Source organism: Weizmannia sp. FSL W8-0401, assembly GCF_038009125.1.
GTDB classification, from domain to species: Bacteria; Bacillota; Bacilli; order Bacillales; family Bacillaceae_C; genus Weizmannia; species Weizmannia coagulans.
Window position 1 is genome coordinate 1,685,022 of record NZ_JBBPAG010000001.1, and the last position, 17,774, is coordinate 1,702,795.

The 17,774-nt window shown below is 49.6% G+C and carries 20 protein-coding genes and 1 riboswitch; of the genes, 1 reads left to right on the top strand and 19 read right to left on the bottom strand.

The annotated features are described in order from the left end of the window. Positions 1 to 2: 2 nt before the first annotated feature. The 7 genes from panB to NSU00_RS08105 all read right to left on the bottom strand — a co-directional run bounded on the left by panB (position 3) and on the right by NSU00_RS08105 (position 6,272). A complete protein-coding gene (gene panB, locus NSU00_RS08075; protein WP_017553045.1) occupies positions 3 to 842 on the bottom strand; it encodes a 3-methyl-2-oxobutanoate hydroxymethyltransferase in 840 nt (279 codons plus the stop codon). A 265-nt stretch (positions 843 to 1,107) separates the two neighbouring features. Beyond that, the gene (locus NSU00_RS08080; protein WP_340703587.1) at positions 1,108 to 2,085 is read right to left on the bottom strand and encodes a biotin--[acetyl-CoA-carboxylase] ligase; all 978 of its coding nucleotides are present in this window, start codon (positions 2,083 to 2,085) and stop codon (positions 1,108 to 1,110) included. Next, the gene (locus tag NSU00_RS08085) at positions 2,058 to 3,260 is read right to left on the bottom strand and encodes a CCA tRNA nucleotidyltransferase (protein WP_340703588.1); all 1,203 of its coding nucleotides are present in this window, start codon (positions 3,258 to 3,260) and stop codon (positions 2,058 to 2,060) included. Before NSU00_RS08085 ends, NSU00_RS08080 begins: the two co-directional genes overlap by 28 nt. Next, complete coding sequence (bshA, locus tag NSU00_RS08090; RefSeq protein ID WP_251459566.1) at positions 3,214 to 4,398, bottom strand: N-acetyl-alpha-D-glucosaminyl L-malate synthase BshA; 1,185 nt, start codon at positions 4,396 to 4,398, stop codon at positions 3,214 to 3,216. The genes NSU00_RS08085 and bshA overlap by 47 nt, the downstream gene beginning before the upstream one ends. After that, entirely contained in the window at positions 4,395 to 5,102 is a 708-nt protein-coding gene (gene bshB1 / locus NSU00_RS08095) for a bacillithiol biosynthesis deacetylase BshB1 (protein WP_013859486.1), read from the bottom strand. Before bshB1 ends, bshA begins: the two co-directional genes overlap by 4 nt. An 18-nt stretch (positions 5,103 to 5,120) precedes the next feature. Further along, positions 5,121 to 5,921, bottom strand: a complete 801-nt coding sequence (gene dapB, locus NSU00_RS08100; protein ID WP_013859487.1) for a 4-hydroxy-tetrahydrodipicolinate reductase — start codon at positions 5,919 to 5,921, stop codon at positions 5,121 to 5,123. A gap of 6 nt (positions 5,922 to 5,927) precedes the next feature. Next, complete coding sequence (locus NSU00_RS08105) at positions 5,928 to 6,272, bottom strand: nucleotide pyrophosphohydrolase (protein ID WP_017553048.1); 345 nt, start codon at positions 6,270 to 6,272, stop codon at positions 5,928 to 5,930. Between the two features lie 151 nt (positions 6,273 to 6,423). Here NSU00_RS08105 and NSU00_RS08110 point away from each other — a divergent pair, with 151 nt between their 5' ends. Next, positions 6,424 to 7,287, top strand: a complete 864-nt coding sequence (locus NSU00_RS08110; protein WP_013859489.1) for a YitT family protein — start codon at positions 6,424 to 6,426, stop codon at positions 7,285 to 7,287. Positions 7,288 to 7,313: 26 nt separating this feature from the next. Here the strand turns inward: NSU00_RS08110 and NSU00_RS08115 are convergent, their stop codons facing one another. The 12 genes from NSU00_RS08115 to NSU00_RS08170 all read right to left on the bottom strand — a co-directional run bounded on the left by NSU00_RS08115 (position 7,314) and on the right by NSU00_RS08170 (position 17,741). Beyond that, positions 7,314 to 7,796 carry a QueT transporter family protein gene (locus tag NSU00_RS08115; protein WP_013859490.1) on the bottom strand — a complete coding sequence of 161 codons (483 nt, stop codon included), beginning with the start codon at positions 7,794 to 7,796 and terminating at the stop codon, positions 7,314 to 7,316. 6 nt (positions 7,797 to 7,802) lie between these two features. Continuing rightward, positions 7,803 to 7,847: riboswitch (PreQ1 riboswitch) on the bottom strand. Positions 7,848 to 7,949: 102 nt separating this feature from the next. Then, positions 7,950 to 8,636 carry a zinc metallopeptidase gene (locus tag NSU00_RS08120; RefSeq protein WP_013859491.1) on the bottom strand — a complete coding sequence of 229 codons (687 nt, stop codon included), beginning with the start codon at positions 8,634 to 8,636 and terminating at the stop codon, positions 7,950 to 7,952. 63 nt (positions 8,637 to 8,699) lie between these two features. Next, positions 8,700 to 9,491: a sporulation protein YpjB gene (gene ypjB, locus NSU00_RS08125; RefSeq protein WP_014098173.1), complete on the bottom strand. Its 792-nt coding sequence runs from the start codon at positions 9,489 to 9,491 to the stop codon at positions 8,700 to 8,702. A gap of 115 nt (positions 9,492 to 9,606) precedes the next feature. Further along, the gene (locus NSU00_RS08130) at positions 9,607 to 10,203 is read right to left on the bottom strand and encodes a DUF1405 domain-containing protein (RefSeq protein WP_340702668.1); all 597 of its coding nucleotides are present in this window, start codon (positions 10,201 to 10,203) and stop codon (positions 9,607 to 9,609) included. Positions 10,204 to 10,290: 87 nt separating this feature from the next. Next, complete coding sequence (locus NSU00_RS08135; protein ID WP_013859494.1) at positions 10,291 to 11,055, bottom strand: menaquinol-cytochrome c reductase cytochrome b/c subunit; 765 nt, start codon at positions 11,053 to 11,055, stop codon at positions 10,291 to 10,293. 38 nt (positions 11,056 to 11,093) lie between these two features. Next, positions 11,094 to 11,768: a menaquinol-cytochrome c reductase cytochrome b subunit gene (qcrB, locus tag NSU00_RS08140; RefSeq protein ID WP_013859495.1), complete on the bottom strand. Its 675-nt coding sequence runs from the start codon at positions 11,766 to 11,768 to the stop codon at positions 11,094 to 11,096. Between the two features lie 10 nt (positions 11,769 to 11,778). Next, the gene (locus tag NSU00_RS08145) at positions 11,779 to 12,291 is read right to left on the bottom strand and encodes a QcrA and Rieske domain-containing protein (RefSeq protein ID WP_013859496.1); all 513 of its coding nucleotides are present in this window, start codon (positions 12,289 to 12,291) and stop codon (positions 11,779 to 11,781) included. A 163-nt stretch (positions 12,292 to 12,454) separates the two neighbouring features. Continuing rightward, the gene (locus NSU00_RS08150) at positions 12,455 to 12,916 is read right to left on the bottom strand and encodes a YpiF family protein (protein WP_017552407.1); all 462 of its coding nucleotides are present in this window, start codon (positions 12,914 to 12,916) and stop codon (positions 12,455 to 12,457) included. A gap of 45 nt (positions 12,917 to 12,961) precedes the next feature. Continuing rightward, on the bottom strand, positions 12,962 to 13,507 hold the full coding sequence (locus tag NSU00_RS08155; RefSeq protein WP_019720942.1) for a ReoY family proteolytic degradation factor: 546 nt from the start codon (positions 13,505 to 13,507) through the stop codon (positions 12,962 to 12,964). Positions 13,508 to 13,642: 135 nt separating this feature from the next. Continuing rightward, a complete protein-coding gene (locus NSU00_RS08160) occupies positions 13,643 to 14,908 on the bottom strand; it encodes a tetratricopeptide repeat protein (RefSeq protein WP_017552409.1) in 1,266 nt (421 codons plus the stop codon). A gap of 433 nt (positions 14,909 to 15,341) precedes the next feature. Beyond that, a complete protein-coding gene (gene aroA / locus NSU00_RS08165) occupies positions 15,342 to 16,625 on the bottom strand; it encodes a 3-phosphoshikimate 1-carboxyvinyltransferase (RefSeq protein ID WP_211062114.1) in 1,284 nt (427 codons plus the stop codon). 15 nt (positions 16,626 to 16,640) lie between these two features. Further along, complete coding sequence (locus NSU00_RS08170; RefSeq protein ID WP_013859502.1) at positions 16,641 to 17,741, bottom strand: prephenate dehydrogenase; 1,101 nt, start codon at positions 17,739 to 17,741, stop codon at positions 16,641 to 16,643. Between the last annotated feature and the right edge of the window lie 33 nt (positions 17,742 to 17,774).

Below are 17,774 nucleotides of genomic sequence, written 5' to 3' on the forward strand. Positions count from 1 at the left end.
TTTCATTTTGCACGCCCCCCGTACAGTGTTGCCAGCTCTTCTTCTTTCATCGTGTACGTATGCTTTTCTTCAGGGAACGCCCGATTTTTTACTTCCTGTACATATTGGCGGAGCCCGCTGTGCATCACGGCATCCGCATCGGCAAATTGCTTCACAAATTTTGCCACTTTTTCGCTTCCGTATTTCACCAGGTCATGGAATACAAGCACCTGCCCGTCTACGCCAAGCCCGGCCCCGATTCCGATGGTTGGAATGGAAAGGGCGGATGTCACTTCTTCCGAAAGCTGCCGCGGGACGCATTCCAGGACGACGGCGAAAGCGCCGGCCTCCTCGCACGCTTTCGCATCTTCCAGCAGCTTTTTGGCGGCTTCCGCTGTTTTTCCCTGGACTTTATAGCCGCCGAAAATCCCGACCTTTTGCGGCGTCAGCCCGATATGGGCCATCACCGGGATGCCCGATTCCGTAAGCGCTTCAATGTGAGCCGCAACTTCTTTCCCACCTTCCAGTTTTACGGCATGGGCCCCGCCGTCCTGAATAATGCGGGCGCCGTTTTTTAATGTTTCTTCACGGCTCAAATGGTACGACATAAACGGCAAGTCGGTGACGACAAAGGTGTTTTTCGCCCCGCGCTTGACCGCTTTCGTATGGTGGACCATATCCGCCACGGTCACCGGAATGGTCGAATCATAGCCGAGCACGACCATGCCGAGCGAATCGCCGACAAGAATCATGTCGACGCCCGCTTCTTCTGCAAGCTTTGCAGAAGGGTAATCGTAGGCGGTCACCATTGCAATTTTTTCTTCTTGCGCCTTCATCTTCACAAAATCCGTCGTTTGTTTCATTTTCCAACACTCCTCACCTGTCATGGATTGACCGGTGCAGAGGAAACAAACAATTGGAAAAAGGAGCCCATCACTGGACAGACGGGCTCCCTGTTTTTTCAATTGTTCATTTTGACCCTCTGTCCCCGTCCGTTTAAGGATCAAGGCAGAATCTATTTTGTATAAAAATCTGAAATGGTATAGTTCCGAAATAGATACTACCCAAGTTGATTATAACAGGAATGGCCGGATTGCGCTATATCCGGCCAAAAATTTTGTCAATTTTTTAACGTTCGATTTCAATATCTGCGGAATAAATGGCATGCATCTGCCCGTCTTCCCCTTCAAGCTGGAGCACGCCGTCATCCGTGATGCCGACCGCACGCCCTGAAATATCCCCTTTAAACGTATGCGCCGTGATTTTTTTCCCTACCACATTGGCATAGCTTTCCCATAAAATTTTAAGCGGCGCAAAGCCGTTCCTGAGATAAATTTCCTCGTATTTTTCCAATTTTTCAAGTATGCGCTGGACGAGCAGCGCGCGTTTTACCTTTTTGCCCGAGGCAAGGGAAAGGGATGTTGCGATCGGTTTTAAGGCTTCCGGGAAATCGGTTTCGTTTACATTGATCCCGATCCCTGTAATCACGGCCTGGATCCGGTCTGTGTCCGCTTCAAGCTCTGTCAGGATCCCTGCGCATTTTTTTTCGCCGATTAACAGGTCATTCGGCCACTTGATCTCCGGCACAATCCCTGCCGTTTCTTCGATTGCCTGCGCAACAGCAACGGCGGCAATGAGCGTAAACGGTGGCGCCATTTGCGGCGGAAGATCCGGCCGCAGGACAATGCTCATCCAGATACCGGTATATTTAGGGGAGTACCAGGACCGCCTGAGCCTGCCCCTTCCCCCCGTTTGCTGCTCAGCGATAACAAGCGTGCCGTCGGGGCAGCCTCTTTGTACGAGCTGGTGCGCGAGCCGCTGGGTCGAATCGATCGTTTCCCGGTAATGGATGTTTCTTGCAAGCCGTTTTGTCCCGAGCCCGTACCGGATTTCATTTTCCGTCACTTTATCGCCCGTTGCTTTAACACGGTACCCTTTTTTCCGGACCGCTTCCAATTCAAAACCTTCTTTGCGCAGCTCTTCCATATGCTTCCAAACTGCCGCCCGCGAGCAGTTCAGTTTTTTCGCCAGCGTTTCTCCCGATACGAAGCCGTCCCCTGCTTCCGTCAGCAGTTCTATTATTTTTTCTCTTGTGGATATTTGCACAAAACCCACCTCCGGATTGCCTCATATTGGTTTTCGATTTCGCCGTTTATCAGCGCTTTTTCAATCTCACGAAGCATTTCTTTCAGCCACGGGCCGCCTTTTTTCGAAAAAAGCGCCATCAGCTTTTTTCCGTCGATGGCCAACTCGCTGCGGTTTTTCACTGGCAATTCCCGGAAAGCCTGCCGGAGGGCGGCAATGCGGGGCGCCGGGTTTTCGCGGCGAAAAGCGCAGAAAACCGCTTCAGCATCCACTGCCGTTTGCTCGCCGGCATCATAGAGCATAAGCGGATCCCACTTTCGCCCGGCGCGCATCCTGAAAAAGCCGAGCGTACGCACGATGGCTTTCCGTTTTTCATTCGGCAGTTTCCATTTTCGCAAAAAAGCGTTGGCATCTTCCGGGTTTGCGGCGGCAACAAGGTACACCCAAAGCTGTTGTTCTGACAATTCGTTTAACACCGGGTGCAGGGCAGAAAAAAGCTGCGCTTCCCTGCCGCAAAGACCGGGCAGAAACCCGAGCAGCCCGGTTTCTTGAAGCAGTTGCAGCGCTTCATACGGATGCTCTCCTTCCAGCAATTTGATAAATTCCTGGGTAATCCGCTCAACGGCAATATGCCGGATAAGCGGTGCATGGCGCTTGATGGCCTGTTTCGTCCCGTCTTCAATCCAAAAACCGAGCTGGCTCGTAAACCGGGCGGCCCGCATCATCCGAAGCGCGTCTTCCCGGAATCTTTCTTCAGGGGATCCGACCGTTTCAATCCGCTTCATCCGGATGGCTTCACTGCCTGCAAACGGATCAATCAGTTTCCCGTTTTTATCCATCGCCATCGCATTCATCGTGAAGTCGCGCCGTTTTAAATCTTCAAGCAATGAGTCCACATATTCAACCGATTCCGGGCGCCGGTAATCTTTATATACCGACTCGGTCCGGAACGTCGTGATCTCATACTGGTTTCCTTTATACAATACAAGCACTGTTCCATGTTCAATGCCGATGTCGACAGTATGTGTAAAAAGTGCCTTTACCTCTTCCGGTTTCGCCGAGGTGGCAATATCGACATCGTGCACCGGCCGCCCAAGCAGGCTATCGCGGATCGAACCGCCGACAAAAAAAGCTTGGAACCCTGCGTCTTCAAGCGTCCGGATAATGGGAAGCGCCGTCTGAAATGGCGGGAGCATGTCCATCAACCTCATTTACCGTTTGTTCATATATTTGTTCATATTGTTTCAAAATGTTGCGGGAATAAAATTTATCTTTTACCGTCTTTTCGCACGCTTTCGAAAACGCAGCATAAAGGCCCGGATCCTCAAGCAGCCGGATGGCTTTTCCGGCAACGGCTTCAACATCGCCCAGCCCGCACAAATAGCCGTTCATCCCGTCTGTTATCACTTCCGGAATCCCGCCGACCCGGGTGCCAATGCACGGGACGCCGCACGCCATCGCTTCAAGCGCAACAAGGCCGAAACTTTCCTTTTCCGATAAAAGCAACATCAAATCGCTGATTGCGTACAGCTCCTCGAGCCGCTCCTGCTTTCCTAAAAACAAGACATCTTTTTCTATACCGCATTGGGCAACGAGCCGGGAGACGACGGTCATTTCCGGCCCGTCGCCGACAAGGAGCAGTTTTGCCGGCATTTGTGCCCGCACTTTCGCAAAAGCCTTGACGACATCGGGCACGCGCTTTACCGCCCGGAAATTGGAAACGTGAATCAGCACTTTTTCCTTTTCCGAAATGCCGTAATCATGTTTTAAATGGCCTGCCTCCATTTTCCGGTATACGCGTTCATCGACAAAATTATAAACCGTCGAAATGTTTTTCTGCGGCCGGATCAAATCATACGTTTGCCGGACAAGTGCATCGGAAACCGCCGTCACTGCATCCGACTGTTCAATCCCGAACCGAATGGCGGAGACAAGCGACGGGTCATACCCGAGCACGGTGATGTCTGTGCCGTGCAGGGTGGTCACGATTTTCATCCGGGTACCGGCCATCATTTTGCCGAGAATGGCGCAGATGGCGTGTGGAATCGCATAATGGGCATGGAGCACATCCAGCTTTTCCCTTTCCGCCACTTCTGCGATTTTAGAGGCAAGTGCAATATCATAAGGCGGATATTGAAAGACGGCGTACTGGTTCACTTCTACCTGATGGGTATAAATATTCGGATACATTTTATTGAGCCGAAACGGGACACTCGAGGTAATAAAATGGATCTCATGGCCGTTTTCGGCAAGCAGCTGGCCAAGTTCCGTTGCAATGACGCCGGATCCGCCTACGGTCGGATAGCACGTAATCCCAATTTTTAACTTTTTCATAAGTCGAGCACATCCAAATTCACAAGAACCGGTTTTTTGCTTAAAAACCCTTCTGCATATTTCACCCCGAGCTCTTTCCCGAACATCCTCTCGCGCGCAGTGACCGCTTCAATATAGCCATCCGTAAGCGGGGTATGGACACTTCTTTCCCGAATCGAAAACTGGCTTTCATAGGCATGGAGACTCTCAAGTTTTTTGTCCATAAAGTTGGTGACATCGACGACAAAATCGGGCGGATGAAAACCGTTTACCATATAAAAATAAAGATGTTTCGGTTTATGGGAAGGAAGATCCGGTTCAGAACGGTATTTCCTGATGCCGGCCGAAAAAAAGGCTTCCTCTGTAAGCCTGCCGCAGTTACCGTGATCGGGATGGCGGTCTTCATGAAAAGGCGCAAACACGACATCCGGCTGAAACTTCCGGATGACACCGGTAATCGCGCGGATAGCGTCCGCTTGCATAAAAAGGCCGCGGTCCGGCAATTTCAGCGTTACTCTTTCTCTAACCCCGAGGCAAGCTGCCGATTTTTGTGCCTCTTTTTTGCGGTTTTCAACCGTCCCGTTCGAAGACAGCTCCGCTTCTGTCAAATCGCATATCGCAATTTTTTTCCCCATCGATGCCCATTTGGCAATGGATGCCGCCATGCCGATTTCGACATCGTCGGCATGGGCCCCGAAAGCGAGAATATCCACCTTGCCGGCCATTTCCTTTCCTCCTTCCGGTTAATCCAAAATATTTTCGAGCCCGTAAACAAATGTATTGAGGTTCATCACCGTTTCAACGGCTACTTTCACCCCTGACATGAAAGATGCGCGATCCATCGAGTCATGACGGATCGTAAGCAGCTGGCCGTCCCCGCCGAACAGCACTTCCTGGTGGGCGACAAGGCCGGGCAGGCGGACGCTGTGGATATGCATGCCTTCAAAATCCGCGCCCCTTGCACCTTGTAATGTTTCTTTTTCATCCGGATGCCCCTGCGTTTTTTTTCTTCTTGCTTCCGAGATCATTTGCGCCGTTTTTACGCTCGTACCGGACGGGGCATCTTTTTTCCGGTCATGGTGCAGCTCGATGATTTCCACATCCGGAAAATATTTCGCCGCCATTTGCGCAAATTTCATCATCAGCACTGCCCCGATTGCAAAATTCGGTGCAATGATACAGCCGATTCCTTTTTGTGCGGAAACAGCCTTCAGTTCTTCCAGTTCCGCATCGGTAAACCCGGTCGTCCCGACAACCGGACGGACACCATGTGCGAGAGCCGTTTTCGCATGGAGGAACCCTGCTTTCGGCACCGTCAAATCAATCCATACATCCGCCGGGCAGTTTTCAAGGCATGCTTCCGGGTCGGTATACACCCGGACCGGCTCGCCGTTATAATCGGATACATCATTGAACAGTTTGCCGTCAAAAGTCCTGTCCACTACGCCAACGAGTTTAAAATGTTCCGTCCGCTCGATCAGCCGCACCGCCTCGCTCCCCATTTTCCCGCGGGCCCCGGCAACAATAATCCGAATATCATCCATGTTTCATTACTCCTCCTGCTCTTTTCGCGTCCATCTGTCTTTATCACGCGTGTTAAATTTCTGCAAAACCATTGTATGGGCTTCCTGTAAATCAATATGTAAAGCATTTGCCATGCAAATGACGACAAACAGCAAATCGCCGAGCTCTTCTGCTACGGTTTTCGGCTTCTCATCCGGTTTTTTCGGTTTTTCCCCGTAATAATGATTGATTTCGCGCGCCAGCTCCCCAAGTTCTTCCGTCAGCCTTGCTGTAAGCGCAAGCGGACTGAAGTACCCTTCTTTAAACTGGCTGATATAATCATCGACTTCTTTTTGCATTTGCCGGATCGATTTGTTTTCTGCCATTTTCATCCCCCAATCCTGTAATCCTCTTCCATGTTAGCCAAAAACGGCAGATTTTACAAATCATATATTTGCTTTTCTCTCTGCCTGATTGCCCTTTTGTACCGCTTTCGCTATAATGGGAACGCCGGATATATACCGGGGAAGGAGGATACGGATTATGCTGAAAATGAAAAACATCTTTTTTATCCTGCTCGGCTCTTGCATCTTTGCCTTTGGCATTGTCCATTTTAATATCCAGAATCATCTGGCGGAAGGCGGTTTTACCGGAATTACGCTGCTGCTTTACTATTTATTTCACATCAACCCCTCTTACTCCAATCTGATTTTGAATATCCCCGTATTTTTTGTCGGATGGAAGCTGCTTGGAAAAAAATCGTTTTACTATACACTGGTCGGGACGGTCGGCTCCTCTCTTTTTTTATGGATATTTGAAAAGAAACATTTCCATATTCCGCTTCGCGATGATATGTTTCTTGCGGCGCTGTTTGCCGGGGTATTTATCGGCATCGGGCTCGGGATTATTTTCCGCTACGGGGGGACATCGGGAGGCGTCGATATCATTGCCAGGCTCGTATTTAAATATAAAGGCGTGGCAATGGGCAGGACCATGTTCATGTTCGACGCATGCGTGATTACGCTGTCGCTTATCACCTACCTGCATTACCGGGAAGCGATGTACACGCTCGTTGCCGTTTTTGTCGGCTCGCGAGTTGTCGATTTTCTGCAGGAAGGGGCCTATACGGCTAGAGGCGCTTTTATCATTTCGGACAAGCATGATGAAATTGCCGAGAAAGTCATGAAGCAGATGGACCGCGGCGTTACCGTTTTTCGCGGGCACGGCATGTTCACGAAACAGGACCGGGATGTGCTGTACTGTGTCGTCGGAAAACATGAGGTGTCCCGTTTAAAAGGCATTATCCATTCCGTTGACCCCCATGCTTTCGTGTCGATGATGGTGGTCCATGATGTGCTCGGGGAAGGCTTTACGCTTGATGAGAATAAACAGCCGATTGAAGATTAAAAAAGAGCTGCCGCGGCAGCTCTTTTTTAAACCTGTTTTTCAAAATGCAGGCGTTTGTTGATCAGGTAGATAACCGGCATTCCAATCAGCATCACGGCTAGCTCGCCGGCACCTGCCGTCAGCCAGCCGAAAAAGAAAGGCACGCCGTTAAACCATTGCATTTCCCATGCGATAATAAACATGGAGGCCGTAAAAGCAATGGAATTAAGGATCATCTGTCCCCAGACGCCCTTTATAAACCGTGCGGATAAAATGGTAATCGCAAGCGCAAGGACGGACTGGGCTGTACCGATGAACATATCATACTTGATCGGCGAGAAAAATAAGTTTGAGAGAAAAACGCCTGCCACAATACCGATCATATACTTCTTGTTAAACACAACGAGATGGTTAAAAATTTCAGAAACACGGAACTGGACGTTCATAAACGCAAGCGGCTGGATAAAAAATGTCACCGCAATATACAGTGCCGCGACAACCCCGTTGACGACGAGTGTTTTCAGTTTCAAATGCATCTCTCCTTAGTTTTTTTACGTGGGATGGTTTCGAACCACGGGTTGGAAACAACCAAACTTCTTCATTATAATGCAAACCAGCACATGCAGCAAGACGAAAAAAAGCTTTCCGGGTTGCCGATACACCCCGGAAAGCTTTTCGTATTGTCAATTATTGTTGTTATTGCCGTTTAAGTTGGTAAAGATGAGGATTAAACGCAGCAATTCAATGACCGCAACCGCCGCGGCAGCTACATATGTCAGCGCGGCAGCCGATAACACTTTGCGCGCTTCCCTTTCTTCCCCGCCGCGGACGATGCCGAGCGACGTGACCTGGGCAAGCGCACGTGACGACGCATTGAATTCAACCGGCAATGTCACAAGCTGGAACAACACGGCAAGCCCCATCAGAATAATCCCAAGCAGGAACATGCCTGTCGCATGCGTGAACATCCCGATCAAAATAAAAATCCAAGAGGCGTTGCTGCCGATATTCGCCACAGGCACGAGGCGGTGACGGAAACGGAGCGGCCCGTAATTGACTTTATCCTGAATAGCGTGTCCGCATTCGTGCGCCGCAACAGCCGCCCCCGCAATCGAACGCCCGTGGTAGTTGGCAGTCGACAAATTGACGGTTTTGTTAATCGGATTGTAATGGTCGCTAAGAAAGCCGCTATGTTCTAGCACTTTCACATGGTATAAGCCATTTTCGTCCAAGATCATCCTTGCCACCTCAGCGCCTGTCATGCCGGATGCATTTGCGACCTTTTCATACTTACTGTATGTGTTTTTTACCTTCAGCTGGGCCCAGATCGGAATGATCGCCAAAATGAGATAGTAAATCAAAAACGACATTTGCCACCCTCCTTACCCTCCATGGTAATCTTACTTTTATTGTATCCGAATAAGGTCAAAAGGTCAATCCATATGATCGGTCTCGTGACGCTCTTCTTTTTGCCCTTTGTATTTTCTCCATCCGACATACGATAAAGTAAGAATGATGATGCTGCCGGTGGAAATCATAATCCACCAGAGGGAGGGGTCGGCTTCATCTTCCTTCATGGCTTCAAACAGCTGCTTTAAATCTGTCCGGAGCGCCTCCAGCTCCTTTTTTCCGGACCCGCTGCCTGCCACCTTGTCCCGATAACGGTCAATATAAGCGATTTTCGAATCGAGCCGCTGTATTTTTTCAACCGGCAGATCCACTCTTAAACTCGGCTCGATCACTGCATATTGTTTGAGGAACAGGTTTAATTTTTCGTTGTACGTTTCACGCTTCCCTGTTGCGGCTGCTTTTTGCACCTCTGTAAATGAAGACATCACCGGCCCTTCCATCTGCGTCCAGAGCGGCTGATACTTCGATTGGATCGCATCCACCACGAGCCGGAATGACGTGCAGGCATCCACTTTCTCCTCAGGCTCTGCGCTTACTTTCGTCAACGCCTTTACCGCTTCATCATGAGTGACGGTCAAAACTCTCAATTCATCCATCGTTAAACGTTTATTTTTAAACGATTGCCTGGAAAATGTTTTCGAAAATTCATTCAGCACATTTTTTGCTTCTGCATATTGCCCGTTTTTCGCCAGCTGCAATGCCTCGTCGCTTAGGTCATTTAAATGTGCCAAAGCATCATCCGAACCTTTTGCAAAACTTTTTCCGGCAAAACTTAACATGAACACACAAAGAAGGATCACTACTTTTCTCCTCATCCTTGTCCCCCCTCATACTGTTACTAACTTATGAAGGGAAGGACAAGAGTAGACCATAAAAACAGCCTGGCGTCCGTTTCGGGAATTCCTGTTTTCTGCCGGCGGAAAAAGCGATTTAAAGTTCGAGGCGGAGCCGCCTTTTGTGCACGGCAAACCGGTATGCAAGCAAAACAGACAGGATGCTCAGCCAAAAGGTAAAATAGCCGATTTCACGGATGTACCGGTATACATCTTCGTACCGGGAAAACTGCATAAAAACGTAGTCAATGATATCATTGTGCAAAGCCCATACCGCCGCAACCAAAAGATGCTTCCATTTGAATTGGTAAAACGGCGCATACAATATTCCCTCTATCGCCATTGCCAAATGGGAAGCCATCAGCATATATCCCTGCCATGGCAATGAGCCGTTTACGATCAGCACGAGAAGGTTCATCGCAACCGCCCAAATCCCGTATTTAAAAAGCGTCACCATTGCAAACGCCTCCACATACGGCCAGTGTTTCCGCCATAAAAAGGCAAGCAGCACAAACAGAAAGAACAGGCTTGCGGTCGGGCTGTCCGGGACAAACAGCCAAAACGCGGGCGGCGTATCGCGAAGCTGCCACCCGTACCAAATGTAACCATAAATGGTCCCTGCAGCATTGGCTAAAAAAAGCAGCCAAAGGACACGCCTGTCTGCCAGCGCCGCATACAATGCCGGTACATTCATCGTTTTCCCCCATTTCAAAAAAGATAGATTCATTTTAACAAAACAGACAGCACGAAAAAAGCCGGCTTCTGCCGGCTTTTTTTGCTTTTATTTCGATTTTAGCCCGGCGATATAATCCGCCAGTTTTTTCAAATCCTGATCCGAGCCTTTAAATTGGTTAGGCGGCATTTTCCCTTTGCCTTTTTTGGCAATCTTTGCAATTTCATCCGCACTTAAGCCTGTGCCGACCAAAGAAGGAGCTGCCGCACTACCCTGGAGATTTTCCCCGTGGCACGTTACACACGTCTGCTTGGCAAATACTTTATAGCCTTCAGCATTTTTGTCAATGGAAACCTGTTTCACGATTTTCCCCTGCTCTTTCGCTTTTTTCCAATCGTGGTGGGCTGCCGCTTCCCATGTCAGGTAGAATATCGCACAAACCGCGAGCAGCATAAACCCGGTTGCAAGGGGCCTGTCAAGCGGCCGCCGCTTAGGGCCGCGGTCAATAAACGGCGCCAACAGCAGTGCAAGAAAAGCAACGCCCGGGATCGCGAGCCCGATTACCTGGTACGGGCCGGAAGAATAAGTATACTTTAATAATTCATACAGGAATAGAAAATACCAGTCCGGCATCGGAATATAACTTGTGTCCGTCGGGTCCGCAATCCGCTCAAGCGGCGACGGGTGCGCGGCTGTGAGGCATAAAAAACCGACAAGAAAAACAGCGCCGACGAGCCACTCTTTCAGCAAAAAGTTCGGCCAAAAAGCTTCCGTTTTACCGGGATACTCCGAGTAATCCTTTGGAATATTCGGTTTGCGGTCCGCATTAATTCTGGAATCGCCAACAAATCTCATTCCTTTTCCGCGATGCATCCTTCCCCCTCCTTTTGTCCGTTATGGATACTTATACATTACAGCGGTCCGGAAATTCCCTGCTTGCGGATCATCAAAAAATGGGCTGCCAAAAGCAGCATCAGCACCGCCGGCAGGAAAAAGACATGGATGGCAAAAAACCGCGTCAGCGTCTGGGCGCCGACAATATCCGGATGGCCGGCCAAAAGCGTTTTAATATACGGCCCGATAAACGGCACCGAATCCGCAATCTGCAGGCTGACTTTTGTCGCAAAAAGCGCTTTCATATCCCACGGAAGCAAATAACCGGTGAGGCCGAGCCCGAGCATGACGAAAAAGATGAGCACGCCGACAATCCAGTTCAGCTCGCGCGGCTTCTTGTATGCGCCCTGGAAAAACACCCGCAGCGTATGTAAAAACATCATGACGATGACGAGGCTTGCCCCCCAGTGGTGCATTCCTCTCACAATCTGGCCGTATGCCACATCATGCTGCAAATAATAGACAGAGTGCCAGGCATTTTTAATATCCGGGACATAGTACATCGTTAAAAACATACCCGACAGAATCTGGATGGCTGTTATAAAGAAAGTGAGCCCCCCAAAACAATAGACAAAAGCGGAAAAATGGTGCGCCGGGTTGACATGCTCCGGCACTTCATGGTCGGCAATATCCCGCCAAAGCGGCGTAATATCAAGGCGCTCGTCGACCCAGTCATACAATTTGCTAAGCATCTCTTCCCCCTCACTTCACATATGGATTTTTCTGCGGTTTGCCCAGATACAGATAGCCGCCCTTTGTTTTGACAGGGTATGCATCCAAAGGCGCGGAAGGTGGTGTTCCCGGTATGTTTTTCCCGTTTTTCTCATACCGTCCGCCGTGGCAGGGGCAAAAAAACTGATTCGGATGCGCTTTGTTCGTATTCCAGTTCACGGTACAGCCGAGATGTTTGCAAACCGGTGAAAGTGCCACAATATCGCCTTTGCTGTCTTTATACACCCAGGCCGTCTGGGTGACATCCGATTTATACCAGCCGTCTGTCTGTTCGTATTTAAAATCGACACGCACCGGTTCGCTTTTAATATCGGAAACTTTCAATTTGGTTGGATGAAAGTCGCCGGCTGCTTCCGCCTCGAGCACCGGGTCGACGGCAAAACGGAGCATTGGCATCAGCGCACCCGCAGCCATAAATCCGCCTACGCCCATCAGCGTGTAATTCAAAAACTGCCTCCTTGACACCGGATCTTTTTTGCTCAACCTGTCCCCCCCCCTTACAGAACTCTCGGTTTCATACTATTTTCAAGATGCAGCAAATACACTCTTATGATAAAACAAAGATATTTGCCGGTCAATGAATATTGTCTATTTTATGTCAAATATCTTTCTACTCGAAATAAACTGATATTTTAATATAACTTTTTCAGTTTTCCCCCCATGACCGGACAATGGTGGAGATAAGCTGTTTCACCTGTTCATCCACAATGGCATCCCGCTGTTTCTGTTCCATATGTTCAAGCGGGACAGCCGGCATCCAGAGCACATTTCCGTTCAGTTCGGCCTGGAGCCTTTGCCAGCCGGGATCGCTGGTCAAATAAAAAATATGCCGGAACCCGCTTTCAGCCAATTCGGCTTCCCATGACTTGATGGCAGGCCCCGCGCTATCCGGGATCGCCTGCTGCAAATATGGGAAAGCGGGCAGCAAAACAATCCGGCCTTTAAATTGTGACTCAAGGCAGCCTGCGATCATCTGGATCCATTCATATCCGGAAGCGAGCTGCCGGATACGGTCCCCGAATGAAACCGGGACAAGCGGCAGGACTGCCGTGTCAATAAAGTAACGTTCCTGTTGGTACAATTCCATGTCATTTGCACGCCAGAGCACGAATGATACCCCTTTCATTTTCCCCACGGGCAGAAACCGGAATGATTAATCGTCCAGTTCTTTCATCTCCCCGCTTAATTCGACAAAACGGCTGTAATCTTTCTCATCGAGCGCTTTGTCGATTTCTTCCCGCAGTTTATTCCGTTTAAAATCTTTCATGCTTTTCTCCAATAATTTTTCCGCCATTTGCCGGTCTGTCTCGTTTATATGGAGATCTTTCGGCATATACGGGTTTTCTTCAAGCACAGCCGCATACTGGTACGATAATTGGGATTTTTTGAAATTGAGCTGGATATAAATGTCTTCTTCACGGTTCAGCCGGATATCATGGAAAGACTTTTCCGCATCCGTTGTCATAATATTATCTTTATAAAAGCGGAACGGCACATTGTCCACGCAGTGCGTCGACATGATGATGCCGCGCGGGCAAAGATGCGCTTCCTCGACGAAATGGACTTTTTCCATCAGCTGGTCGTGGCTCATTAAATAATTCAAGATCCAGACTGACTCCCGTCTTTTTAATTGGTAATGATTTAAAAACCAACGGATAAACTCCTTTTTCTCGTTGATTGAAACAGGGGTGAGAGCCATCGTAATCCCTCCTCTGCAAATTGAATGGCCGAGTTTACAGCGGGCAGCTTTTTTGATAAAACATTGGTTTACACCTTCATTATACCTTTTCCCGTCTAAACCGCCTACGAAAAAGTCCGGCAACGATGGCCGCAATTAATTTCCGTCTTCAAGCCTTTCAAGAAGTGCAATCCATTCATCATTTGCCGGATCTTCGCGCAAAAGCTTTTGGAAAATGCCGTAAGCCTCTTTCCTTCTCCCTTCTTCAATCAGAAAATAACCGTAATCCTCCAGAAACACCGTGTCGTTTTGTAAATCATTATATGCATATCCATAATACTTTAATGCCTGAGAATATTCTTCCAAATGCTTAAGCGATATGGCCAGATCCCAGTAAAGCCGAGGGTCGGTATCCCCTTCTTTTTCCATGCTGAGGGCCCGGTCACGGACTTCTTCGTACCGCTCCTTTTGAAGCAGCAGCTCGTTGTAGGAAAGGGCCGCATCCAAATAGCCGGGATCCAGTTCCAGCGCTTTTTTAAAATAATTTTCCGCTTTTTCCTCATCGCCTGCTTTTGTAGCCATTTTTCCAGCAAAATGATAAAGTTCTTTATCATACTCGTCTTCTTTTATGCCCTTTTCAGCAGCAGCAAGCGCTTCTTCCGGCATTTGTTCGTGCTCATATGCACGGCCAAGATACAGGTAAAGCGGATGGTAGCCGGGATCCGTTTCCCGCAATTCTTCAAACAGCTCTATCGCTTTTTCATAAAATCCTGCCTGGTATGCGGTTAAGGCATATCCAAATAATGTGTTCGCCTCAAAGCGGCCTTCCATGGCATGCTCATATTGGTGCAAGGCCTCTTCAAACGCGCCCGCTGCGCTCAGCACTTCTGCAAGGCGCCCGTGGATGTTTGTATCCGCAAATGTATCGATCCCTTTGCCCAAAAGCCACTCATATTCACGGGAAGCTTCCGCATATCGGGCACAGGAAGTGTAGAACTCGGCAAGCGCAAAATGGATGACAGGTTCTTCCGGCAAAAGCGATGCAGCTTCCATCAGTTTGTTTTCGCTGACCTCATACAGGCCCTGCATTTGATACAAATCCGCAAGCAAAAGCAATGCACGCGGGTAATCGGGGTCCGTCTCCGGAATGCGGTCGAGGTATAATATGGCTTCTTCTTCCTTGTCCATATCAATAAGCGTTTCCGCCATTAAGATCACAAGCTCGCCGTCATCCGGATAAGACGCAAGCAAATCTTTATATAATTGCTGTGCTTCATTCAGAAAACCGAGGCCCTCAAGCTGCCCGGCAAGCGCATATTTCTCTTCGTCCGTGCCGAGCGCGAGAAAATCTTCAAATGTTTTTTTCGCCTCCTCGAGCCTGCCTTCTTCCAAATGATCCAACAATTGTTCCATTAAGCTCATGAAAATCTTCCTTTAATCTTTGATGTGTTTCCTTTTGCTGAACCTCTTGCAACGGGAGCCGCGGGATTTTTGCAAAGCCAAAATCCCGGTTGCCGCTAAAAGCGCTCCCCCGGTCCCCTGGTGAAATGGCAATCGGCCCTTTTCCCGGAGCCCGCTTGCCTGCAGGAAAAGCCGTGGGTGTCCTTGGCTAAATCATAAAGAATTTTGAAGGCCAGGGCAAATCATTTGCCTTTCCGGGTTTCCTGTTTAAGTATTTCTCCGCCGTGCATGAAAATCCCTTTTTTTCACAGCAAAAATAAAGCGGGGCACGGGATTTTGAATTTCCGCACCCCGCTTTTCCACGGACATCATGATCAGGCGCCTGTTCTCTGTTATCCTGAAAACAGGCACCGGCTGATTGCTGGTGTCTGTTTTCAATAGGCGTCTAAAGCCGTTACAGAACGGATTTCAGATCATCAAAAAACTGCGGGTATGATACGGCGATTGCTTCCGCCCCTTTCAGGCAGACAGCATCCTTTGCCACAAGTGATGCAACGGCAAGCATCATCCCGATTCTGTGATCCCCGTGGCTTTCCACCGTCCCGCCTGAAAGCCGGCAAGGGCCTTCAATGATCATGCCATCCGCTGTCGCCTCAATTTGGGCGCCCAGTTTCTTTAATTCCCGGACAACCGTGTCAATCCGGTTTGTCTCTTTCACTTTCAGTTCTGCGGCATCTTTTATGACCATCCTGCCTTCCGCCTGTGTAGCAAGAAGGGCAATGATTGGAATTTCATCAATGAGGCGCGGAATCAGCCCGCCGCCGATTTCCACCCCTTGTAAAGCAGCCGGGCGGATCACCAACGTGCCTGTTTGCTCGCCGTCAGATGGGGCATGTGTTTCGACCACTTCCATATCCGCGCCCATTTGCTTTAAAACATCAAGGATCCCGGCACGGGTCGGATTGAGCCCGACATCCGGCAAGACGATTTCACTTCCGGGCACAAGCGAAGCAGCAGCCATAAAAAAGGCGGCGGATGAGATATCGCCGGGCACATCGATCTCCGTGCCATGGAAAACCGCGCCACCCCGGACGGAAATCGTTCTCCCTTCCGTCCTGACCTCGCCGCCAAATGCCCGGATCATTCGTTCAGTATGGTCGCGGGTGGGCTGCGGCTCATGCACAATTGTAGAGCCGTCTGCCTGAAGGCCGGCTAAGAGGAGCGCGGATTTTACCTGCGCGCTTGCTACAGGCAGCTGGTATTCGATTCCCCGAAGCGCCCCGCCCCTTATAGAAAGAGGGGTGAAATTGCCGCCCCTTCTTCCGTCAATGTGCGCGCCCATTTCGCAAAGCGGTTTTGTGACGCGTTGCATCGGGCGCTTTGCAATCGATTCGTCGCCGGCAATGACCGAATGGAAGGGCCGGCCGGCAAGAAGACCGAGCATCAGGCGGGTCGTCGTGCCGGAGTTTCCGGTATCGAGCACCGTTTCCGGCTCCGACAAACCGTCCCATCCTTTTCCATCAATCACCACCCGGGTGCCATCCCGTTCGATCGGCACGCCCATTTGCTGAAAACAATGAATGGTGCTCAAACAGTCGGCGCCGGGGAGAAAATTTTTTACAATCGTTTTTCCCCTGGCGACAGCGGCAAACATAACCGACCGGTGGGAAATCGATTTATCCCCCGGAACTTTAATCGTACCTTTTAACCCTGTTTGCGCGGGTGCCAATTTTTCCATTGCAGCCACCACCTTCTATTGGATATAGACTTCATGCGGGGTTTCTTTTTTTAAAAGATTCATGGCTAGATCACGGTCGTTTTCCGAGCGAAAACTGATCCGGAGCACGCCGTATATATCTTCCCGCGCCTCAAGAATGCGTATATTCGTAATAGAAATTCCTTTTTCCGCCAGTTTATTGGTAATTTGAGAAACAACCCCCGGGACATCCGGAATATCGACAAATAAATCGTAAAAAGACGGGATTGCGCCCGATCCACTGATTGGAAGGCAGTCACGGTATTGTTTCGCTTCCGCATAAAAGCGGTGCAGAAGCTCATACTTGTTGTCTGCAAGCGCCTTTTTCACTTCCTGAAGATTTTCCGCCCATCTGTCCAAAAGCCTGATCAGGTTTTCCCTGTTGCCGCAAGAGATGTCCGCCCACATTTGCGGGTTTGAGGAGGCAATCCGTGTAATATCACGGAACCCCCCGGCAGCAAGCCTTTTTAAAAGGGGATATTCCGCATCAGCGTCTTTCACAAGATGGACAAGTGACGCTGCGATAACATGCGGAAAATGGCTGATGACTGCAACCATTTCATCATGCATTTCCGGAGAAACGGTGATGAAATTTGCCTTTGTTCCTTTCAGCCACTGTTTCAATTCTTCCGTCCGCTGATCTTGTTCATGGAAAGGCGTAAGCAAATAAAAGGCATTTTCAAACAGGGACAGGCTGGCGGCCGTAACGCCGCTTTTATGGGAACCGGCCATCGGATGCCCGCCGATAAAAACGGTGTTGTTGCCGGCGAGCCGCTGCGCCTTTGCCATGATGCTTTCTTTCGTGCTGCCCGTATCGGTGATGATCACATTTTCCTTCAATTCCATTTGCCCGAGCTGCCCGATCAATTTTTCCGTTACAAGCACCGGCGTGGCCAATATAATTAAATCCGCGCCACGCACGCCGTCTTGGATCGTTTCCACGTAATCATCCACGACCATCAGGGCTTTTGCCATTTTCATCTCTTCCAATTTGGCATCATACCCTGTGACCCTTGCTTCCGGATGTTCCTTTTTAATGGTCAGGGCAATGGACCCCCCGATTAACCCGAGCCCGATCACAAACACATTTCCTTTCAAAGGTGCCACCTCTTTTTTGTAAAAAGGCGGCCT